A 21,205-nucleotide genomic window follows, 5' to 3' on the forward strand; every position below is an offset into this window, starting at 1 on the left:
CGGCCTAAGGTCGTTGACGTGGCAGTGGACATCTCTCTGAACCCACCGCAGCCCCGGCCGAGCGCGGCGGCGATGCGGCGCGCGTTGCGCCGGGCTGCCGACGGGGCCGTGCTCGACGCGACCGAGGCCGCCGTGCTGCTGCACGCGCGCGGGGAGGACCTGGACGCCCTGCTGGGCGCGGCGGGGCGGGTGCGGGACGCGCACCTGCTCGCCGAGGGGCGTCCCGGGGTCGTCACGTACAGCCGGTCGGTGTTCATCCCGCTGACGAGGTTGTGCCGGGACCGTTGCCACTACTGCACGTTCGCGACGGTGCCGCACAAGCTGCCGGCGGCGTTCCTCGAACGCGACGAGGTGCTGGAGATCGCCCGGCAGGGCGCGGCGGCGGGGTGCAAGGAGGCGCTCTTCACGCTCGGCGACCGGCCGGAGGAGCGCTGGCCCGCCGCGAAGGAGTGGCTGGAGGCGCGCGGGTACGAGTCCACTTTGGACTACGTGAGGGCCAGTGCCATCGCGGTGCTGGAGGAGACGGGGCTGCTGCCCCACCTCAACCCCGGCGTGCTGAGCTGGGAGGAGCTGACGCGGCTGCGGCCGGTGGCGTCCAGCATGGGCATGATGCTGGAGACCACGGCGGAGCGGCTGTGGAGCGAGAAGGGCGGCCCGCACTACGGCAGCCCCGACAAGGAGCCGGCCGTCCGGCTGCGGGTGCTGACCGACGCCGGACGGGTGAACGTCCCGTTCACCAGCGGGATCCTGATCGGCATCGGCGAGAACCTGACCGAGCGCGCCGAGTCGCTGCTCGCGCTGCGCCAGGTCGCCAAGCAGTACGGGCACATCCAGGAAGTGATCATCCAGAACTTCCGCGCGAAGCCGGACACGGCGATGCGCGGCATGCCCGACGCGGACCTGACCGAGCTCGCGGCGACGATCGCCGTGGCACGCCTGGTGATGCCGTCGACCGTGAGCGTGCAGGCACCGCCGAACCTGGTCGGCGAGGAGTTCGGCCTCATGCTGCGCGCGGGTGTCGACGACTGGGGCGGCGTCTCGCCGATCACGCCCGACCACGTGAACCCGGAGAAGCCGTGGCCCCAGGTCGACGCGCTCGCGGACGTCACCCGTGAGGCCGGTTTCTCCTTGCGGGAGAGGCTGAACGTCTACCCGCGCTACGTCCGCGCGGCGGCGGGGCAGTGGATCGACACGCGGCTCACCGCGCACGTTTCCGCGCTGGCGCTGGAGAACGGGCTCGCGAACCCGGACGCGAAGGTCGTCGGCCGCGAGTGGCAGGAGCCCGATGGCGGGCTCGACACCTTCGGCAGGGCTGACCTCAACACCGCGATCGACACCGAGGGCCGCACGAGCGACCGGCGCGGCGACTTCGACGAGGTCTACGGCGACTGGGACGAGCTGAAGATTCCCGTTGCGCCGCAACGGCTTTCGCCGGACGTCCAACGTGGACTGAAGATCGCGGCGAACGACCCGGCCGCGTTGCTCGGCGACACCGAGGCCGCGATGGCGCTGCTCACCGCGGACGGCGACGCGCTGGAGGAGATGACGCGCCTCGCCGACGACCTGCGCCGCGAGGTGGTCGGCGACGACGTCACGTACGTGGTCAACCGGAACATCAACTTCTCGAACGTCTGCTACGTCGGCTGCCGCTTCTGCGCCTTCGCCCAGCGCGAGCGGGACGCGGACGCGTTCCGGCTCTCCGCGGAGGAGGTCGCCGACCGCGCGCAGGAGGCGTGGGACTCCGGCGCCACCGAGGTCTGCATGCAGGGCGGCATCGACCCCAAGCTGCCGGTGACGTACTACGCCGACATCGTGCGCGCGATCAAGAAGCGCGTGCCGGGGATGCACGTCCACGCGTTCAGCCCGATGGAGATCGTCTCCGCCGCCGCCAAGGCGGGCGTGAGCGTGCGCGAATGGCTGACCGAGCTCAAGGAGGCCGGGCTCGACACGATCCCCGGCACGGCGGCCGAGATCCTCGACGACGACGTGCGGTGGGTCCTCACCAAGGGCAAGCTGCCCACCGCGACCTGGCTCGACGTCGTCGGCACCGCCCACGAGCTGGGCATCCGCTCGTCCAGCACGATGATGTACGGCCACGTCGACCACCCCGGCCACTGGCTCACCCACCTGCGGGTCCTCGCGGAGCTGCAGGACCGCACGGGCGGGCTCACCGAGTTCGTCGCGCTGCCGTTCGTGCACCGCAACGCCCCGATCTACCTGGCGGGCGTCGCCCGTCCCGGCCCCACCCGCCGCGACAACCGCGCCGTGCACGCGTTCGCCCGGCTGGCGCTGCACGGGCGCATCGACAACATCCAGTGCTCGTGGGTCAAGCTCGGCGACGAGGGCACCGCGGAGATCCTCAACGGGGGTGCGAACGACATCGGCGGCACGCTGATGGAGGAGACCATCAGCCGCATGGCTGGCTCCGAGCACGGCTCGGCGCGCACGGAGAGTGAGCTCCAGACCCTGGCTTCGCTCGCAGGGCGTAACGCCCGTCAGCGGACTACGACATATGGGCGAGTGCGAACCGATGATCAGTGGCCGATAGTCTGATTCGGCGCAAAGACGCTACCGGCCATCGGTAGCTTGGCGGCCAATCAGTCAGCAAGGTTCACCCTTCCGGGGTGGGTCTGTGCCTTGGGGAGGCTCGGCAAGTGCACGGCATGAGTCTGGTACTGAGCGCTGCGGTCGAGAGCAGCATGACCGGTACCGCAGCTGGTCCCGTGGGCGTGATCGCGGTCACGGCGGGCGTGGGCGGTCTGGTGTACGGCCTGGTGAGGCGGCGCAAGCCGGCTCCCGTCGTGGCGGCGAACCAGCGCATCGACCTGGTCCAGCAGGACGTCTCGCAGAGCTGATCCCGGCGGTCTGAGAGGATCGCTCCGTGTCCACGGAGAACGCGCCCGCAGAAAGCACCCCGGTTACCGCCTCGGAAGGCACCACGGCGCCCGTCAAGCGCCCCCGCGTCCTGTCCGGCATCCAGCCGACGGCCGGGTCCTTCCACCTCGGCAACTACCTGGGCGCGCTGCGGCAGTGGGTGGCTCTTCAGGACGCCCACGACGCGTTCTACTGCGTCGTCGACCTGCACGCGATCACCGTGGAGCAGGACCCGAAGGTCCTGCGGCAGAACACCCGCGTCTCCGCGGCGCAGCTGCTCGCGCTGGGCATCGACCCGGACCGCGCCACGCTGTTCGTGCAGTCGCACGTCCCGGAGCACGCCCAGCTCGGCTGGGTGCTGCAGTGCCTGACGGGCTTCGGCGAGGCGTCGCGGATGACGCAGTTCAAGGACAAGTCCGCACGTCAGGAGCAGTCGGTCGGCGTGGGTCTGTTCACCTACCCGATCCTGCAGGCCGCGGACATCCTGCTGTACCAGGCGCACTACGTGCCGGTCGGTGAGGACCAGCGCCAGCACCTGGAGCTGACCCGCGACCTCGCGACCCGGTTCAACTCGCGCTACGGCAAGACGTTCCGCCTGCCGGAGCCGTACATCGTCAAGGACACGGCGAAGATCTTCGACCTGCAGGACCCGACGTCGAAGATGAGCAAGTCCGTGCCCGGCGGTGTCGTCGAGCTGCTGGAGGACCCGAAGCGGTCGGCCAAGAAGATCCGCTCCGCCGTCACCGACACGGGCCGCGAGATCATCTTCGACGCCGAGAACAAGCCGGGCGTCTCGAACCTGCTCACGATCTACTCCGCGCTCACCGGCCGGACCGTCGACTCGCTCGCCGCCGACTACGACGGCAAGGGCTACGGCGACCTCAAGAAGGACCTCGGCGAGGTCTTCACCGAGTGGGTCACGCCGATCCAGGACCGCGTGAAGACCTACCTCGACGACGTGGCGTCGCTGGACAAGATCCTCGCCGCCGGTGCCGAGCGCGCCCGCGACGCGGCCTCCAAGACGCTGCGCCGCACCTACGAGAAGATCGGCTTTGTCCTGCCGGAGTAATGCCGTTGCACTAGCGTTCCAGGCGTGGACAAGTGGCGTCGGAAGTACGCGTGGTTCGACCACATCATGCGTGCGTATGAGCGCTTCACCGAGAGGTACGGCACGCACTACGCCGCCGCGGTGACGTACTTCAGCGTGCTCTCGCTCGTGCCGATCCTGATGATCGGGTTCGCCGTCGCCGGTTTCGTGCTGCAGTCGCAGCCGGACCTGCTCGCCTCGCTGCGCCAGAGCATCGCGGAGGCCGTGCCGGACGCGCAGCTGCGCGACCAGGTCAACGAGGCCGTGAACACCGCCCTCGAGTCCAAGGGCACCGTCGGCGTCATCGGCCTGCTCGGCGCCGCCTACTCCGGCCTCGGCTGGATGGGCAACCTCCGCGACGCCCTCACGGCGCAGTGGGGGCACGCCAAGGAGAACCTGCCGTTCCTCGGCACGCTGTGGCGTGACCTGCTGTCACTGGTCGGGCTGGGGCTCGCGATCGTGCTGTCGTTCGCCATCACGGCGGCCGGGTCGGGGCTCGCCGAGACCGTCCTCGAGTGGATGGGCCTCGCCGACCAGGGCTGGGCGCTGGTGCTGCTGCGGATCGGCTCGATCCTGCTGTCGCTGCTCGCGAACTGGCTCGTGTTCCTGTGGGTGCTCTCCCGGCTGCCGCGCAAGCCCGTTGGCTGGCGCAGCGCCGTGCGAGGGGCGTTCGCGGGCGCGATCGGGTTCGAGGTCCTCAAGCAGGCCGCCACGGTCTTCCTGTCGTTCACCACGAAGTCGCCCACCTCGGCCGCGTTCGGCTCGGTGATCGGTGTGCTCGTGTTCGCGAACCTGGTGGCCCAGTTCCTGCTGTTCATCACGGCCTGGACGGCGACGGCGCGGGAGAACCTGGAGCCGGAGGTCGTGCGGGCGCCGCCGCCCGCGGTGATCCAGCCCGTCGTGACCGTGCGGCCGGGACCGGCGCCGTCGCTCATGGTCGGTGCGGGCGCACTGGCCGGGGCGCTGCTCGCCCTCCGCTGGCGCAAGCGCTAAGCCCGCTTCCAGACGCACTGTCCGCAACCCCCGCCCCGTTCGCGACTCTCTTTCGTGTTTCCCGCCGGGTACGCGGGGTCCCCACGTTCCCTCCAACCGAACGCGGGGACCCCGCGTCCTATAGCGACGTCACGCGGAGGCATCGGTGGACACCGATGGATGACTCACGGACGGGTGTGTGGCGGGAGAAGGGGAGCCGTTGGTGCGGCGCTCGGAAGACGAACGGCCCGGCACGACGAGGTGCCGGGCCGTTCCGTTTCCAGAGCTCTCAGAAGCCCTGAGCCGCCTGTGCGGCCTGGCGGCGTGCCCGTGCCGCCTTGGCCCGCTTGTTGCGGATGAAGAGCAGCAGGGCGGCCACCAGGCCCACGCCCGCCGCGGCCGTGATGGGGAGGCCGACGGTGCCGAACGCGGTCGGTTCCTGACGGCCGCGCTCGTCCACGGCCACCGCGTCCGAGTCGTTGTCGTCCGCGCTCTGCGTGGGGACGACGTTCGGCTTCGGCTGCGGTGCGCCGTCCACGAGCTTGCCGACGCCGCCGGGGCCCATCGCGAAGCCGTAGTCGAGCAGCTTCGCGGCCTGGGCGTCCAGGCGCGTGGGCGTCTGCTGGCCGCGCAGCAGGACCACGACGAGGCGGCGGCCGTTGCGCTCGGCGGCGCCCACGTAGGTGTGCAGCGAGTCGTCGGTGAAGCCGGTCTTGCCGCCGATCGCGCCCTCGTAGCTGTTGAGCAGGCGGTTGTCGTTCGTCAGCATGATCGTGCCGCCGTTGCGGCCGGGGAACTGCGCCTGCTTGAGCTTGATGGCGTTCGCGAACTCCTCGTACTTCATCGCGCCGCGGAAGATCAGGGCGACGTCGTAGGCGGAGGTGCTGGTGCCGGGGCCGTCCAGGCCGGACGGGGTGACGGCGCGGGTGTCAAGGGCGCCGAGCTCCCTCGCCATCGCGTTCATCTTGCGCAACGCGTTCGGCACGCCGCCGAGCTGACGGGCGAGGGTGTGCGCCACGTCGTTGCCGGAGGTGAGCAGCAGGCCGTGCAGCAGCTCGCGGACCGTGTACTGGCCGCCGTCGCGCAGACCGACGCAGGTGCACTCCTGCTGGGTGTCCTCGGCCGAGGCCGTGACGACGAGGTCGCCGCGCAGCTCCTTGGCCACGACCATCGCGAGCAGCACCTTCATGATGCTCGCCGGGCGCTGCCGCCCGTGCGGGTCGTAGGCGGCCAGCACGGCGCCGCTGTCCATGTCCGCGATCATCCAGGTGGCCGCGGTGATGCCGCTCGGCGGCTGCGCCGAGTTCGGCGGCAGGATCAGCCCGCACTCGCCGAGCCGGTCACCGCCGATCGGCTTCTCCGGCACCTCGAGCGGCGTCGGCGCCTTCTGGCCGGGAGCCGGCTGCTCCGACGTGTCCACCGGCGGGGGCGGGGTCTCGCGGTTGGCGCACTGCGCCGAGCCGACGGCCTGTCGTGCCGAGCCGGCGTCGGCTTGCTGTGCGGTGCCGGTCGGTGCGGCGAACGCGGCGGTGGCCGTAGCTAGGACCAGGGCGACGATGAGCCGATGGGTGAAGGGCACCCCTTCAGGCTATCCACCCCCGTTTGGTGCCTTGCACGCACCACGTCTGATACTGGTCGCCGTGAAGCTCTCGCGCCCGATGTCACTCTTCCTGGTGGCTTTCGGCGTGTGGTCGTGGGTGATCTGGCCCACGTTCCTGCGGAACATCTGGAGCGACGCCCGTTCGTTCGACGACGGACCGACGCCGTTCTTCACCGTGCACCTGCTGCTCGTGATCGCCCCGCTCGTGTTCGGCACCGTCATCGGCGTGCTGGGCGTGCGGGGCTTCCTCGCCACTCGACGTCGATAGGAAACGCCGTGGACTTCGTACGCCTCTTGCTGGTCTTCCTGCACCTGCTGGGCATGGGCATGCTCGTCGCGATGATCATGCTGCAGGCCAAGGCGGGGAAGGACGCGCCGGTCAACAAGGGCTGGCTGCACGGCGCCGCCCTGCAGCTGCTGACGGGCCTCGCGCTCGTCGGCATCGACCCGCTGGTCGACACGGTGAAGTACGACCACATCAAGATCAGCGTGAAGCTGCTGGTCGTCGTGGCCATCGCGGTCGTCGTGGCGATCAACGTCAACAAGCCCAAGGCCCCGTCGTGGCTGGTGCCCACGGCCGCGTCGCTCGTCGTGCTGAACATCGGTGTCGCGGTCTTCTGGACCTGATCGGGCGATCTCTTGATCACTCGCGGGTGACGTCCACCCGGAGCGCGGGCGACGTGTCTTATGTGGGCCAACGATCGTGGGCATGTCACGTATCGCCTACATCGGTGTGCTCACCGCCGGCGCGGTGTTGATGCTCGTCTCGCTGCACGGTGCCGCCCCCGAGGCCGAGGCTTCGGGGGACGGCCGGGTGTGCACAGCCGCGTGGTGCCTCGACGGTCGTCCCGGATGGCTCTTCCTCCCTCCCGAGGGAAGAGGCGAACACCCGACCACCACCACGACCCCGTGCACGGAAACGACCACCACGACCCACACGACCACCCCGCACACGACCACCACCACGTGGACGTCCACGACCGACACCACCACGTCCACGACCGACACGACGACGTCCACCACCGACACGACGTCCACGACTGACACCACGACGTCGTCCACCACGTCGACCACGCCGTCGACTTCGACGACGACCACGACGCTGCCGGTCACCACGACGACCACGCCCGTCGTGACCACCACCACTCCCGTGCTGACGACGACCAAGCCCGTCGCCGCACCGCCCCACTACGACGACAACCACCTCGCGAGCACGGGCGCGACGACCGGCTGGATGCTGCTGCTCGGTGCGCTGTCCGTCGCCGGCGGCACCCTGATGCTGCTGATCGAGCGGGGCAGGCGCCGCATCCGGGGCTGACCGCCGAAAACTGTCGGTGGTGCTCGTCACACTGGTGACATGCGAATCGACCAGCTGCGCGAACGCAGCGAGCCAGGTGTCATCAGCGCCACCACCCTCCGCGCGCTCGGGGTGCCGGACCCCTGGCGGAAGTGTTGTCCGGGCGGGCCGTGGCAGCGCATGCACGCAGGTGTCGTGCTGCTGCACAACGGCCCGCCCGCGCATGACCAGCACCTCACGGCGGCCCTGCTGCGCGCGGGACCGGGCGCCGCGGTCACCGGTGCCGAGGCGTGCCGCTACGGCACCAAGCTGGTCCGCGATGTCCCGAAGGAGCTGGGCCGCGCGGAGCCCGTGGCGGAACGCGGCGCGCGCCGGCTCTCCCGCCGCATCCGGCCGCCGGTGCGGATCGTGGGGTGACGGGCGCTCAACGGCCTTCTGCGGCGGTGAGGACCGCGGCCGGGGTGCTGGTGGGCTGAGGTACCGGCGGGAGCCGTCTGGTGGTGCTCAGCCTGGTCGGGGGCGTCCACACCGGAGTGTCGGTGAACCGCTGTCCCCGCCCGGGAACGGCGAAGCGCCGCGCCCCCGGAGGGAACGCGGCGCCTCGGCCGTGCGGAAACCTCAGACGCGCTTGAACAGCAGCGCGCGCTTCACTTCCTGGATCGCCTTGGTGACCTGGATGCCACGCGGGCAGGCGTCCGTGCAGTTGAACGTCGTGCGGCAGCGCCACACGCCGTCGATGTCGTTGAGGATGTCGAGCCGCTCCTCGGCGCCCTCGTCGCGCGAGTCGAAGATGAACCGGTGCGCGTTCACGATCGCCGCCGGGCCGAAGTACGAGCCCTCGGTCCAGTAGACCGGGCAGGAGGTGGTGCAGCAGGCGCACAGGATGCACTTCGTCGTGTCGTCGAACCGCTCGCGGTCGGCGACGGACTGGATGCGCTCGCGCGTCGGCTCGTTGCCGTAGGTCACGAGGTACGGCTTGACGGCGCGGAACGCCTCGAAGAAGGGCTCCATGTCGACGAGCAGGTCCTTGTTCACCGGCAGGCCCTTGATGGGCTCGATGGTGATCGTGGTCTGCTTGTCGCCCTTCTGCAGCAGGTCCTTCAGCAGGACCTTGCAGGCGAGGCGGTTGACGCCGTTGATGCGCATGGCGTCGGACCCGCAGATGCCGTGGGCGCAGGAGCGGCGGAACGTCAGCGTGCCGTCCACGTACCACTTGATGTAGTGGAGGAGGTTCAGCACGCGGTCGGACGGCAGGGCCGGGATGTCGAACGAGTCCCAGCGCGGCTCGTCGTCGAACTCCGGGTTGAACCGGCGGATCTTGACGGTGACCGTGACAGCGCCGTCCGGAACCGGCGGCTGGGAGCCGCGCGAGCCAGCAGTGGTTTCAGCGGTGGCGGTCATCAGTACTTGCGCTCCATCGGCTTGTACCGGGTAAAGGTGACGGGCTTGTAGTCGAGGCGGATGTCCGCCGCCAGACCCTCGCCCTGCTTGTAGAACATGCTGTGCCGCATGAAGTTCGTGTCGTCGCGGTTCGGGTAGTCCTCGCGGGCGTGACCGCCGCGGGACTCCTTGCGCGCGAGGGCGCCGACGACGAGGACCTCGGCGAGCTCCAGCAGGAAGCCGAGCTCGACGGCCTCCAGCAGATCGGTGTTGAAGCGCTTGCCCTTGTCCTGCACGGAGATGTGGGCGTAGCGCTCCTTGAGCGCCTGCACGTCGTGCAGGGCCTGCTTGAGCGTGTCCTCGGTGCGGTAGACGGACGCGTTGGCGTCCATCGTGGCCTGCAGCTCGGTGCGGATGTCCGCGACGCGCTCCTGGCCGTGCTCGGACAGCGCCAGCGCGACCTGGGCCTCGACGGCGGCGGCCGGGTTCTCCGGCAGCTCGACGTGCTCGTCGCGCGAGAGCGCGTACTCCGCGGCGGCGATGCCGGCGCGGCGGCCGAAGACGTTGATGTCCAGCAGCGAGTTCGTGCCCAGGCGGTTCGCGCCGTGCACGGAGACGCAGGCGCACTCGCCGGCGGCGTAGAGGCCGGGGACGACGTTGTCGTTGTCCCGCAGCACCTCGCCGTGGACGTTGGTCGGGATGCCGCCCATCGCGTAGTGCGCGGTCGGGTAGACCGGGACGGGCTCGTGCACCGGGTCGACCGCGAGGTAGGTGCGGGCGAACTCGGTGATGTCCGGCAGCTTCGACTCCAGCACCTCGGCGCCGAGGTGGGTGCAGTCGAGCAGCACGTAGTCCTTGTTCGGCCCGGCGCCGCGGCCCTCCAGCACCTCCAGTGCCATCGAGCGGGCGACGATGTCGCGCGGCGCGAGGTCCTTGATGGTGGGGGCGTAGCGCTCCATGAACCGCTCGCCCGAGGCGTTGCGCAGGATCGCGCCCTCGCCTCGCGCACCCTCGGTCAGCAGGATGCCGAGACCGGCCAGACCGGTCGGGTGGAACTGGTAGAACTCCATGTCCTCCAGGGGCAGGCCCTTGCGGAAGACGATGCCCATGCCGTCGCCGGTCAGCGTGTGGGCGTTCGACGTGGTCTTGAAGACCTTGCCGAAACCACCGGTGGCGAACACGACGGACTTGGCCTGGAAGACGTGGATCTCGCCGGTGGCGAGCTCGTAGGCGACGGCGCCGGTGCAGACCGGGCCGTTCTCCGTCTCGGTCAGGCAGATGTCGAGCACGTAGAACTCGTTGAAGAACTCGATGCCGTGCTTGACGCAGTTCTGGTACAGCGTCTGCAGGATCATGTGACCGGTGCGGTCCGCGGCGTAGCAGGCGCGGCGCACGGCGGCTTCACCGTGGTTGCGCGTGTGGCCGCCGAACCGGCGCTGGTCGATCTTGCCCTCGGGCGTGCGGTTGAACGGCAGGCCCATCTTCTCGAGGTCGAGGACCGCGTCGATGGCCTCCTTCGCCATGATCTCGGCGGCGTCCTGGTCGACCAGGTAGTCGCCGCCCTTGATCGTGTCGAAGGTGTGCCACTCCCAGTTGTCCTCCTCGACGTTGGCCAGCGCGGCGCACATGCCGCCCTGGGCCGCGCCGGTGTGCGAACGCGTGGGGTAGAGCTTGGTGAGCACCGCGGTGCGGGCGCGCTGGCCTGACTCGATCGCCGCGCGCATTCCGGCACCACCAGCGCCGATGATGACTACGTCGTACTTGTGGAACTGCATTGTGGTGGGCTCCCCGCGCGGGTCAGTTCGAGATGTTCGGGTCGAAGGTGAAGATCACGAACGTGCCGAGCGACACGATCAGCACGATCGACACGTAGAGCAGCATCTTCAACCAGAACCGGGTGGAGTCCTTGCGGGCGTAGTCGTTGATGACCGTCCGCACGCCGTTGCCGCCGTGCAGCTGCGCGAGCCACAGCATCGCGAGGTCCCAGAACTGCCAGAACGGAGACGACCAGCGACCGGCGACGAAGGCGAAGTTGATCTTGTGGACGCCGCCGTCGAGGATGTTCATGATGAACAGGTGGCCCAGGACGAGGACCACGAGCAGCAGGCCGGACAGGCGCATGAAGAGCCAGCTGTACAGCTCGCCGTTGCCGCGCCGGGCCGCGGGGCGGCGGGGCGAGCGGGGCTTGTCGAGTGCGAGAGACATGGTCACTGACCCCCAACCAGGTCGGAGATCGTCCGCTCCATCATGAAGTAGAAGCCGGGGATCATCACGAGGACCCACACCGCGAGCACGGTCCAGAGCATGGGCCGCTGGTACTTCGCGCCCTTCTCCCAGAAGTCGACGAGCATGACCCGGATGCCGTTCAGCGCGTGGTAGAGCACCGCGCCGACCAGGCCGACCTCGAAGAGGTTCACGATCGGGTTCTTGTAGGTCTCGATCACCGCGTCGTACGCGTTCGGGGACACCCGCACGAGCGCGGTGTCGAGCACGTGGGTGAAGAGGAAGAAGAACGTGAGGACACCGGTGATCCGGTGGGCGACCCAGGACCACATGCCCAGATCTCCGCGGTAGAGCGTCCCACCCCCTCGGGTGGTGGTGCCCGACCGCTCGGGTGCGCCTGCGCTGGTCATGCGCCGCGGCCTCCAACGTCAGTGGTGGTGGTCGGTGGACGTGTCGTTCCGACCATGACCGGGAAATGCTAGTCCCGCACGTCGGACGCGACCCAGCAGGCGCACCCGCTCTGTGATCGATGAGACACGGTGTCGATCCACCAACTGGCCTTGATCGATTCGGAAATGCGTCGTGGGACACAATTCCGAATCGTCCGATATCGCGGCGAAATACGGATCTGTGAAGTATCGGAAAAGGACGGCGGCCCGGAACCTCCGCCAGGGTCCGGGCCGCCGTCTTCGGCAAGGGCACTTGCCGCCCCTCACACGACTCCGGCTCCGCCGCCGGTTCAGCCGTTCCGAGAAAATCTTCCGTGCCGGTTTCGGTGATGTTTCGCCGATGTGCGAACCGCAGGCGGGACAACGACATTCCGGTGGTGGTGCCGGTCGTGATCGCGGGCCCGGAGGGAAGGGGGCTGCTGTCGTCGTCGGCGCCGGAGCGGCAGTTTGGCGCGCGGAACTGGGCCGAATGGACGACGATCGGCCCGGAGAAGCGGCCACCGGGGACGTTTCGCCACGCGCCGAACACGAGTGATCACCTCAGGTGAGGACTATGCGTCGAATGCGTAACCGATAGGGGTCTATGTAGGTGCTGGCCGCAACGAGGTTGGTTACCAAGAGGTACGGTGCGCCGTCTAGAACCCAACTTGACCGTTGGGGAGGAACTCAGGGAGGAGACGAGCCGTGCGTCGTCGTATGCGTGGTGTCGCGGTCGCCGCGATCGCGTTGACCAGCGTGATGACTATGGCCGCCTGCGCGAAGGACACGGGTGGCAGTGGCAACAACTCGAACACCGGCTCAGGTGCCGCGTGCGAGTACGCCACGCCTCCCACCGCGTCCGCCACCTCGAGCACCAGCGCCGCCAACGGCGACAAGGTCGACGCGAGCGCGCTGAAGATCGGTCTGGCCTACGACATCGGTGGCCGTGGCGACGCGTCGTTCAACGACTCCGCCGCCGCCGGTCTGGACAAGGCCATCGCGGACATGGGCGTGAAGAAGGAGAACACGCGCGAGCTCTCCGCCGCCCCGAACGAGGACGAGTCGGCCAAGCAGACCCGTCTGCGCCAGCTGGCCGGTGAGGGCTTCAACCCGATCATCGGTGTCGGCTTCGCCTACGCCGAGTCGCTGAAGGTCGTCGCGCCGGAGTTCCCGGACGTGAAGTTCGCCCTGGTCGACGGCACCGTCGAGGGCGCGACCAACGTCACGCCGCTGCTCTTCGCCGAGCACGAGGGTTCCTTCCTGGCGGGCGTCATCGCCGCGTACCAGAGCAAGAAGTGCCACGTGGGCTTCGTCGGCGGCGTCGAGATCCCGCTGATCCAGAAGTTCGAGGCGGGCTACGCGCAGGGCGCCAAGGCCGCCGCGCCGAACATCAAGGTCGAGTCGAAGTACATCACGCCCGCGGGTGACTTCTCCGGCTTCCAGGACGCCCCGAAGGGCCAGGAGGCCGCGAAGGGCCAGATCGACGCCGGTGCCGACGTGATCTACCAGGCCGCCGGCGCGTCCGGCAAGGGCGTCTTCTCCGCCGCGAAGCAGGGCAACGTGCTCGCCATCGGCGTCGACGCCGACCAGTACAACCAGGCGACCGTCGCCGACACCAAGGACGTCATCGTGTCGTCCATGCTCAAGCGCGTCGACGTCGCGGTCTACGACTTCGTGGCCGCGGTCGCGAAGAACGACCTCTCGTCGCTGCCGAAGGTCTTCGACCTGAAGTCGGACGGCGTCGGCTACGCCACGTCGGGTGGCAAGATCGACGCCAAGCTGCAGGAGATCCTCGAGGGCTACAAGGCCCAGATCATCGAGGGCAAGATCTCGGTCAAGGACACCCCGTAGTCCGGAGCCACAACCCCACCGGGCCCTGTGAGGTTTTCGCCCTCACAGGGCCTGGTGCGTGGTAGGAGGAGCAACTCGACGATGAGCAGTTCCACGTCCGTCGGGACGGACGAACACCCCGCGGTGGTGCTCACAGGCATCACCAAGCGATTCCCCGGTGTGGTCGCCAACAGCGACGTCCACCTGACCGTGCGCCGCGGCGAGGTCCACGCCCTCTGCGGCGAGAACGGCGCGGGCAAGTCCACCCTGATGAAGATCCTCTACGGCATGCAGCCGCCGGACGAGGGCACCATCGAGGTGGACGGCGAGCAGGTGCGGTTCCGCACGCCGTCCGACGCCATCAAGGCCGGGATCGGCATGGTGCACCAGCACTTCATGCTCGCCGACAACCTGACCGTCCAGGAGAACGTGGTCCTGGGCGCGGAGGCTCTGCACGGCATCGGGAAGAAGGCCCGAGCGCGCATCATCGAGCTGTCCGGCAGGACCGGCCTCAACGTCGACCCCGGCGTGCTGGTCGAGCAGCTCGGCGTCGCCGACCGCCAGCGCGTGGAGATCCTCAAGGTGCTCTACCGCGGCGCCAAGGTGATCATCCTGGACGAGCCCACCGCCGTGCTCGTGCCGCAGGAGGTCGACGAGCTCTTCGAGACAGTCCGCGGCATGCAGGCGCAGGGCTACACGTTCCTGTTCATCTCGCACAAGCTCGACGAGGTCCGCGCCATCGCGGACTCCGTCACGGTGATCCGCCGCGGCACGACCGTGGGCAGCGCCGACCCGAAGACCGTCAGCTCCCGGCAGCTCGCCGAGATGATGGTCGGCAGCGAGCTGCCCAGCCCGGAGACGCGCGAGTCCACCGTCACCGACAAGGTGGTGCTCGACGTCAAGGGCCTGCGGCTGCTCGCCCCCGACGGCACCCGGCCGATCCTCGACGACATCGACCTCGTGGTCCGCTCCGGCGAGGTCGTCGGCATCGCCGGTGTCGAGGGCAACGGCCAGACCGAGCTGGTCGAGGCCGTCATGGGCATGCGCAAGGCGGGCGGCGGCACGATCACGTTGCTGGACAAGGACCTCAGCAAGCTGGGCACGCTCGCCCGGCGCGAGGCCGGCATCGGCTACGTGCCCGAGGACCGCCACCGCCACGGTCTGCTCCTCACGCAACCCCTCTGGTACAACCGGATCCTCGGCTACCAGACCCGCAAGCCGACGTCCAAGGGCGTCTGGCTCGACATCGACGGCGCGAAGAAGGACACCGAGCGGATCGTCGCGGACTTCGACGTCCGCACGCCCGGCATCGACGTGCCCGCCGCCGCGCTGTCCGGCGGCAACCAGCAGAAGCTGGTCGTCGGCCGCGAGCTGTCCGGCGACCCGGTGCTGCTGATCGCCTCGCACCCCACCCGCGGTGTGGACGTGGGCGCGCAGGCGCTGATCTGGGACGAGATCAAGCGCGCCCGCGCCGCCGGTCTCGCCGTCCTGCTGATCTCCGCCGACCTGGACGAGCTGATCGGCCTGTCGGACACGATCAAGGTCATGCTGCGCGGCCGCCTGGTGGCCGACGCCGACCCGAGCACCGTCACGCCCGAGGACCTCGGCAGCGCGATGACGGGTGCGGGCAGCACGAGCGCCGCGGTGCACGAGACCGCGACGGTTGAGGAAGGCGAGAACTGATGGGACACCTGCGCGGCAAACTCCTGCCGCCCGCGTTGGCGATCGTCTTCTCGATGCTGTTGTGCGGCGTGGCGCTCGTCATCTCCGGTGCGAACCCGTTCAGCGCGTTCGCCGCGATGGTCACGCACGTCGGCAAGGGCTCGACGTTCGTCGACATCATCAACTCGACGGGCATCTACTACATCGCGGCGCTCGCGGTGGCGATCGGGTTCCAGATGAACCTGTTCAACATCGGTGTCGAGGGCCAGTACCGGGTCGCGGCCGTCATCGCCGCGGTCGTCGGCGGCTCGATCGCGCTGCCCACCGGCATCCACACGCTGGTGATCATCATCGTGGCGGCGCTCGCCGGTGCCGCCTGGGCCGCGATCCCCGCCATCCTCAAGGTGACGCGCGGCGTCAACGAGGTCATCTCGACGATCATGATGAACGGCCTGGCCATCGGCCTGTCCGCCTACCTGATCCGCCGCGACGTCTTCGGTGAGCTGCGGGGCAACAACATCCGCACGCCGGAGATCCCGGAGAGCGGCTGGATGCCCGGCATCTCCTTCGGTGGCGGCGGCACGATGTTCGGCTTCATCTTCGTGGCGGTCGCCCTCGGCGTCGGCTACTGGGTCATGATGAACCGCACCCGGTTCGGCTTCGAGCTGCGCGCGTCCGGCGAGTCGTCCACCGCGGCCTCCGCCGGTGGCGTCAACGCCAAGAAGATGGTGCTGTTCTCGATGCTGATCTCGGGCGCCATCGCGGGTCTCATCTCGCTGCCGGAGCTGCTCGGCCGCGACCACACGTTCAGCCTGAACTTCACCGCGGGCATCGGCTTCTCGGGCATCGCCATCGCGCTGCTCGGCCGCAACCACCCCGGCGGCATCGCGTTCGGCGCGCTGCTGTGGGCGTTCCTCGACAAGTCGGGCCTCGCGCTCGACAACGTCGGTGTGCCCAGGGAGATCGTCACCATCATGCAGGGCTCGATCGTCCTGTCGGTCGTCGTCGCGTACGAGGTGGTGCGCCGCTTCGAGCTCGCCGCCGAACAGCGCCGCGTCGGCCGTGAGCTCGGAACCGTCGGAGGTGCCGCGTGATCTCGACGTTGGAGGAGAAGCCCCACGTCCCGGCGGCGCCCCGCAAGCGCAGGGTGCCGGGCTGGGCCGTCGGCATGATCAGCGTCGCCGGCGCGGTCCTGCTGCTGTCGACGACCTCGTACCTCACCGGCTTCCCGCAGATGACGTCGTCGGGCACGACGCAGACGGCGGTGCGGCTCGCGCTGCCGATCCTGCTCGCCGGTCTCGGCGGTCTGTGGGCGGAACGCGCGGGCGTGGTCAACATCGGCCTCGAAGGCATGATGATCATGGGCACCTGGGGCGCGGCGTGGGCCGGGTACCAGTGGGGCCCGTGGGCGGCGCTCGTCGCCGCCGTCGTGTTCGGCTCGCTCGGCGGTCTGCTGCACGCCATCGCCACCGTCACGTTCGGCGTCAACCACATCGTCTCCGGTGTGGCGATCAACCTGCTCGGCGCCGGTCTCACGAAGTACCTGTCGACGCTGCTCTTCCAGCCGCTGTCGAACAACCCGCGGCAGTCGCCGCCGGTGCAGCCGTTCGACACGTTCTCGGCGGCGGGTCTCAGCGACTGGCTGCGCGAGCTGGAGAACGAGCAGCGCGTCATCATCTCCGACGTCGCGGGCATCCTGGGCGGTCTCGTCACGGGCGTCTCGCCGCTGACGATGATCGCGATCCTGCTGCTGCCGCTGTCGTACTTCCTGTTGTGGCGCACGCGGTTCGGCCTGCGCCTGCGGTCGGTCGGCGAGAACCCGCACGCGGCGGACTCGCTGGGCGTCAAGGTGTACCTCCACAAGTACGTCGCCGTGATCGTCTCCGGTGGCCTCGCCGGTCTGGGTGGCGCCGCGCTGGTGCTGAACCCCGGCCAGCTGTCCTACCTGGAGGGTCAGACCGGTGGCCGCGGCTACATCGGCCTCGCGGCGATGATCTTCGGCAACTGGCGGCCCGGTGGCCTGCTCGGTGGCGCGGCGCTGTTCGGCTACGCAGACGGCCTGCAGCTGCGGTCGGGCGGCGAGGTCGTGCTGGGTCTCGTCTACGGCGTGGTGATCCTGCTCGGCGTGATCGTGGTGTGGCAGCTGTACCGCCGCAAGTGGTTCTCCGCCGCGGCCGCGATCGTCGTCGCCGTGCTGATGTACCTGCTGTACATCACCCTCGACGAGATCCCCGGCGAGTTCGTCTCGTACGCGCCGCACATGGTGACGCTGGCCGTGCTGGCCGTCGCATCGCAACGGTTGCGGATGCCCGCCGCCGACGGTGTGGTGTACCGCCGTGGCTGAGGTCGACTGGGACCTGCTCCGGGCGCGGGCGGTGGAGGCGGCGTCGTTCGCCTACTGCCCGTACTCGGGGTTGCAGGTCGGAGCAGCGGCGTTGTGCGACGACGGCCGCATCGTGACCGGGTGCAACATCGAGAACGCCTCGTACGGCGTCGGCCTGTGCGCGGAGTGCGCGATGGCGGGCCAGTTGCAGCTCACGGGTGGCGGCCGGTTCGTCGCGGTGGCGTGCCGGTCCGGTGCCGGTGAGCTGCTGATGCCGTGCGGGCGGTGCCGCCAGGTCCTCTACGAGCTGGGCGGGCGGGACTGCCTGGTGGACACGCCGTCCGGCGTGCTGCCGATGACGGCGGTGCTGCCGGACGCGTTCGGACCGGAGGACCTGCCATGAGCTTTTCCGCGAGTTTTTCGGCGGTGGACGTCATCCGCGCCAAGCGCGACGGGCTGACGCTGTCCGACGAGCAGATCGACTGGGTCGTCGACGCGTACACGCGCGGTGCCGTCGCGGACGAGCAGATGTCCGCGCTGGCGATGGCGATCTTCTTCAACGGCATGTCCTCCGCCGAGACCGCGCGGTGGACGCAGGCGATGATCTCCTCGGGCGAGCGGCTGTCGCTGCACGTCGACCGCCCGACCGTGGACAAGCACTCGACCGGCGGCGTCGGCGACAAGATCACCTTGCCGCTGGCGCCCCTGGTCGCCGCGTGCGGTGCCGCCGTGCCGCAGCTGTCCGGCCGCGGCCTCGGCCACACCGGCGGAACGCTCGACAAGCTGGAGTCGATCCCGGGGTGGCGGGCCGCACTGTCCACTTCGGAGATCATGGCGCAGCTGTCCGGCGTCGGTGCCGTGGTGTGTGCCGCCACGGAAGGACTCGCTCCCGCCGACCGCAAGCTCTACGCGTTGCGCGACGTGACGGGGACGGTCGAGGCCATCCCGCTGATCGCGTCGTCGATCATGTCGAAGAAGATCGCGGAGGGCGCCGAGTCACTGGTGCTCGACGTGAAGGTCGGCTCCGGCGCGTTCATGAAGGACCTGTCCTCGGCACGTGCTCTCGCCGAGGCGCTGGTGGGCATCGGGGTCGAGCACGGCGTGCGGATCTCGGCGCTGCTGACGGACATGTCGGTGCCGCTGGGCCGTGCGGTCGGCAACGCGGTCGAAGTGGCCGAGTCCGTCGACGTGCTGCGCGGCGGCGGTCCTGCCGACGTCGTGGAGCTGACCGTGGCGCTGGCGTCGGAGATGCTGGCGCTGGCCGGGATCGACGCCGACCCGGCCGCCGTGCTGGCCTCCGGTGAGGCGTACGAGGTGTGGGCGCGGATGATCAGCGCCCAGGGCGGCGACCCGGAAGCCCCGCTCCCCGTGGGGAAGCACCGGCACGTGGTCGAGGCACCCGCCTCCGGCATTCTGTCCACTTTGGACGCCTACGGCGTCGGTGTGGCGGCGTGGCGGCTCGGTGCGGGCAGGGCCCGCAAGGAGGACCCGGTGCAGGCGGGGGCCGGCGTGCTGTGCCTGGCCAAGCCGGGTGACGCGGTGGAGGCCGGGCAGCCGTTGCTGGAGCTCTACACCGACACCCCGGACGCGGTCGACGGCGCTTTGCAGGCGCTGGACGGTGCCTACTCGGTCACCGACACCGCCCCGGAACGGTCGCCGCTGGTGATCGACACGATCCGCGGCTGAACACCGCGCCGTAGGTCCTGCCCCGCCTTCTCCCGCCACACACCCACCCGTGTGTCACCCCTCCAGCGCTCCCCGCCTCCCCAGCGTCACGTGGCTTTAGTACGCGGGGGCCCCGCGTACTCGTGGAGGGAACGTAGGGCCCCCGCGTACCCGACGGGAAACACGGACGAGAGTGGTGGGTGGGGTGGGAGGTTGCGGGCAGTAGTTGGGGAGGCGTGCTGGGGGACGGCGGCTCGGCCGTGAAGGCCGCGCCGCGGGCTCAGCCGACCAGCGAACCCGCGAGCGGGGAGCGGTCCGCCTTCCACAGCACGCACAGGATCTCCTGGCGACCGGGTGCGGCGGCGTCGTTCCACGCGTCCCACTCCTGCTGGGTGGGGATGAGGCCGGTGAAGCCGAGGGCGTCCTTCGCGTTCGGCTCGATGACCTTGAACTGCTCCGTGCAGTAGCTCTTGGTGAAGTCGGCGAGCCACACCAGGCCGGGGTACGGGGTCTCCTTCGGCTTGTCCCACAACGGGGTCGCCGCGGAGAACAGCTGGATGCCGTGCGGTCCCTCGCACGGCACGTTGGCCCGCACCCCGGAGCCCTGGATCAGGAAGTCCTTGGCGCACTGCGTTCCGGACAGGTTCCACTCCGGCACGTCACCGCCGCGGCCGAACGTCGCGATCCGCCGGGACGGCAGCGGTGCGCCGATCGGCAACGCCGCGGGCTCGCTCCACTCACCCGAGCTGCCCTGGGCCTGGTCGCCCTGCTTCGTGCCGTCACCCGTGGGCGCGGCGCTGGTGTTCTCGGGGTTGAGAGCCAGGTAGCCGCCGAACGCCGCACCGGCGAGCAGCACGGCACCCAGCGCGACGGCGGCGACCTTGAGGGCCGGGCTCTTCTTCTTGGGCTGCTGCGGCACGAACTGCTGCGGCATGGGCGGCAGCTGCGCGGTGCTGCCCTGCACGATCGGCACGAGCAGGCTGCGCGCCTGGGCGGCCGTCATGCGCCGGGAGGGGTCGACGGTCAGCAGGCCGTGGATCACCTGCGCCAGCGCGGGCGAGGCCAGGCGCAGCTGCGGCGGCTCGTTCATGATCGCGTGCAGCGTCGAGGCGGTCGACGTGCGCTCGAACGGGCTGATGCCCTCGACGGCGTGCGCGATCGTGACGCCGAGCGCCCACAAATCCGACGCGGGCGACGCCTCGAAGCCGTGCAGCCGGTCCGGCGACATGTACGCGGGCGAGCCGACGATGCCGCCGTTCGTGGTCAGCCGGGGGTCGTCCATCGCCTGCGCGATGCCGAAGTCGGTGAGCTTCACGGCGCCGTCCGGGCGCACCATGATGTTGCTGGGCTTGACGTCCCGGTGCACGATCCCGGCGGAGTGCGCCGCGTCCAGCGCGCCGAGCACCTGCAGCGCCACGCCCGCCATCCACACCGAGTCGCGTGGTCCGTGCCGTTGCACGACGGTGGCGAGGTCGGCCGCGTCGACCAGCTCCATCGCCAGGTAGGTGCGCCCGTTCTCGCGGATGACGTCGTGCACGGTCACGACGGCGGGGTGGTTCAGCCTGCCCGCCGTGCGCGCCTCGCGGAGCATCCGCTCCTCCATCACGGCGACCTCGCCGGGCGCGACGCCCTGGGGCGGGTGCAGCTCCTTCAGCGCCACCGCGCGGCCGAGCAGCTGGTCCTGGGCACGCCACACGACGCCCATCGCACCGCGGCCGAGCTCGGCGAGCAGTGTGTAGCGGTTGGCGACGACTCGCTGTTGCTGCACGGACCATCCCTTCCGGACACCCCAGGGTGACCGAGCCTACCCACGGACCTGTGAGCGCTCTCCTTTTGGTCACGTGCGGAGAGCGCCGCGGGTTCA

The 21,205-nt window shown here is 69.7% G+C and carries 22 protein-coding genes; 15 read left to right on the plus strand and 7 right to left on the minus strand.

All coding sequences use genetic code 11. The features are described from left to right. Positions 1-18 precede the first annotated feature (18 nt). The 4 genes from BLT23_RS09905 to yhjD all read left to right on the plus strand — a co-directional run bounded on the left by BLT23_RS09905 (position 19) and on the right by yhjD (position 4,954). On the plus strand, positions 19-2,553 hold the full coding sequence (locus BLT23_RS09905; protein ID WP_090048001.1) for a bifunctional FO biosynthesis protein CofGH: 2,535 nt from the start codon (positions 19-21) through the stop codon (positions 2,551-2,553). A gap of 110 nt (positions 2,554-2,663) precedes the next feature. After that, entirely contained in the window at positions 2,664-2,855 is a 192-nt protein-coding gene (locus tag BLT23_RS39945; RefSeq protein WP_143035881.1) for a hypothetical protein, read from the plus strand. Positions 2,856-2,881: 26 nt separating this feature from the next. After that, positions 2,882-3,943, plus strand: a complete 1,062-nt coding sequence (gene trpS, locus BLT23_RS09910) for a tryptophan--tRNA ligase (protein WP_090048003.1) — start codon at positions 2,882-2,884, stop codon at positions 3,941-3,943. A 24-nt stretch (positions 3,944-3,967) separates the two neighbouring features. Continuing rightward, entirely contained in the window at positions 3,968-4,954 is a 987-nt protein-coding gene (yhjD, locus tag BLT23_RS09915; protein WP_342713651.1) for an inner membrane protein YhjD, read from the plus strand. A 268-nt stretch (positions 4,955-5,222) separates the two neighbouring features. On the opposite strand, the gene BLT23_RS09920 is transcribed toward yhjD, so the two are convergent. After that, positions 5,223-6,512 carry a D-alanyl-D-alanine carboxypeptidase family protein gene (locus tag BLT23_RS09920; protein ID WP_245743869.1) on the minus strand — a complete coding sequence of 430 codons (1,290 nt, stop codon included), beginning with the start codon at positions 6,510-6,512 and terminating at the stop codon, positions 5,223-5,225. Between the two features lie 61 nt (positions 6,513-6,573). On the opposite strand from BLT23_RS09920, the gene BLT23_RS09925 reads away from it, so the two are divergent. Together BLT23_RS09925 and BLT23_RS09930 are read left to right on the plus strand one after the other, a co-directional pair. After that, a complete protein-coding gene (locus BLT23_RS09925; RefSeq protein ID WP_090048004.1) occupies positions 6,574-6,801 on the plus strand; it encodes an SCO4848 family membrane protein in 228 nt (75 codons plus the stop codon). An 8-nt stretch (positions 6,802-6,809) separates the two neighbouring features. Next, positions 6,810-7,160 (plus strand): hypothetical protein, encoded by a 351-nt coding sequence (locus BLT23_RS09930; RefSeq protein WP_090048005.1) that lies wholly within the window; start codon positions 6,810-6,812, stop codon positions 7,158-7,160. Between the two features lie 96 nt (positions 7,161-7,256). Here the strand turns inward: BLT23_RS09930 and BLT23_RS40630 are convergent, their stop codons facing one another. Then, entirely contained in the window at positions 7,257-7,673 is a 417-nt protein-coding gene (locus BLT23_RS40630; RefSeq protein WP_176946674.1) for a hypothetical protein, read from the minus strand. On the opposite strand from BLT23_RS40630, the gene BLT23_RS09940 reads away from it, so the two are divergent. Both BLT23_RS09940 and BLT23_RS09945 read left to right on the plus strand, forming a co-directional pair. Next, positions 7,666-7,851 (plus strand): hypothetical protein, encoded by a 186-nt coding sequence (locus tag BLT23_RS09940; protein ID WP_090048007.1) that lies wholly within the window; start codon positions 7,666-7,668, stop codon positions 7,849-7,851. The two genes, BLT23_RS40630 and BLT23_RS09940, sit on opposite strands and share 8 nt — an antisense overlap. Before the next feature lie 39 nt (positions 7,852-7,890). Continuing rightward, a complete protein-coding gene (locus BLT23_RS09945; RefSeq protein ID WP_090048008.1) occupies positions 7,891-8,247 on the plus strand; it encodes a hypothetical protein in 357 nt (118 codons plus the stop codon). Between the two features lie 201 nt (positions 8,248-8,448). Here the strand turns inward: BLT23_RS09945 and BLT23_RS09950 are convergent, their stop codons facing one another. Genes BLT23_RS09950 through sdhC form a run of 4 tightly spaced genes read right to left on the minus strand, consistent with a single transcriptional unit; the run spans position 8,449 to position 11,843 of the window. Then, positions 8,449-9,231, minus strand: a complete 783-nt coding sequence (locus BLT23_RS09950) for a succinate dehydrogenase iron-sulfur subunit (protein ID WP_089949242.1) — start codon at positions 9,229-9,231, stop codon at positions 8,449-8,451. Next, positions 9,231-10,985 (minus strand): succinate dehydrogenase flavoprotein subunit, encoded by a 1,755-nt coding sequence (sdhA, locus tag BLT23_RS09955; protein ID WP_090048009.1) that lies wholly within the window; start codon positions 10,983-10,985, stop codon positions 9,231-9,233. Before sdhA ends, BLT23_RS09950 begins: the two co-directional genes overlap by 1 nt. A 22-nt stretch (positions 10,986-11,007) precedes the next feature. Continuing rightward, positions 11,008-11,415: a succinate dehydrogenase hydrophobic membrane anchor subunit gene (locus BLT23_RS09960; protein WP_425434367.1), complete on the minus strand. Its 408-nt coding sequence runs from the start codon at positions 11,413-11,415 to the stop codon at positions 11,008-11,010. Between the two features lie 2 nt (positions 11,416-11,417). Beyond that, on the minus strand, positions 11,418-11,843 hold the full coding sequence (gene sdhC / locus BLT23_RS09965; RefSeq protein ID WP_090048011.1) for a succinate dehydrogenase, cytochrome b556 subunit: 426 nt from the start codon (positions 11,841-11,843) through the stop codon (positions 11,418-11,420). Between the two features lie 353 nt (positions 11,844-12,196). Here sdhC and BLT23_RS39950 point away from each other — a divergent pair, with 353 nt between their 5' ends. The 7 genes from BLT23_RS39950 to BLT23_RS09995 all read left to right on the plus strand — a co-directional run bounded on the left by BLT23_RS39950 (position 12,197) and on the right by BLT23_RS09995 (position 19,362). Next, entirely contained in the window at positions 12,197-12,430 is a 234-nt protein-coding gene (locus BLT23_RS39950; protein ID WP_143035882.1) for a hypothetical protein, read from the plus strand. A gap of 148 nt (positions 12,431-12,578) precedes the next feature. Then, positions 12,579-13,712: a BMP family lipoprotein gene (locus BLT23_RS09970; protein WP_090048012.1), complete on the plus strand. Its 1,134-nt coding sequence runs from the start codon at positions 12,579-12,581 to the stop codon at positions 13,710-13,712. A gap of 81 nt (positions 13,713-13,793) precedes the next feature. Further along, a complete protein-coding gene (locus tag BLT23_RS09975) occupies positions 13,794-15,374 on the plus strand; it encodes an ABC transporter ATP-binding protein (RefSeq protein WP_090048013.1) in 1,581 nt (526 codons plus the stop codon). Next, on the plus strand, positions 15,374-16,447 hold the full coding sequence (locus BLT23_RS09980) for an ABC transporter permease (protein ID WP_090048014.1): 1,074 nt from the start codon (positions 15,374-15,376) through the stop codon (positions 16,445-16,447). Before BLT23_RS09975 ends, BLT23_RS09980 begins: the two co-directional genes overlap by 1 nt. Beyond that, the gene (locus tag BLT23_RS09985; RefSeq protein ID WP_245743870.1) at positions 16,444-17,697 is read left to right on the plus strand and encodes an ABC transporter permease; all 1,254 of its coding nucleotides are present in this window, start codon (positions 16,444-16,446) and stop codon (positions 17,695-17,697) included. Before BLT23_RS09980 ends, BLT23_RS09985 begins: the two co-directional genes overlap by 4 nt. Continuing rightward, positions 17,690-18,079, plus strand: coding sequence for a cytidine deaminase (locus tag BLT23_RS09990; RefSeq protein WP_090048015.1), 390 nt, complete (start codon positions 17,690-17,692; stop codon positions 18,077-18,079). Before BLT23_RS09985 ends, BLT23_RS09990 begins: the two co-directional genes overlap by 8 nt. Continuing rightward, the gene (locus BLT23_RS09995; protein ID WP_090048016.1) at positions 18,076-19,362 is read left to right on the plus strand and encodes a thymidine phosphorylase; all 1,287 of its coding nucleotides are present in this window, start codon (positions 18,076-18,078) and stop codon (positions 19,360-19,362) included. The genes BLT23_RS09990 and BLT23_RS09995 overlap by 4 nt, the downstream gene beginning before the upstream one ends. Before the next feature lie 259 nt (positions 19,363-19,621). On the opposite strand, the gene BLT23_RS10000 is transcribed toward BLT23_RS09995, so the two are convergent. Continuing rightward, entirely contained in the window at positions 19,622-21,109 is a 1,488-nt protein-coding gene (locus tag BLT23_RS10000; protein WP_245743871.1) for a serine/threonine-protein kinase, read from the minus strand. Positions 21,110-21,205 lie beyond the last annotated feature (96 nt).

It is taken from the genome of Lentzea fradiae (assembly GCF_900100955.1).
Classification (GTDB): domain Bacteria; phylum Actinomycetota; class Actinomycetes; order Mycobacteriales; family Pseudonocardiaceae; genus Lentzea; species Lentzea fradiae.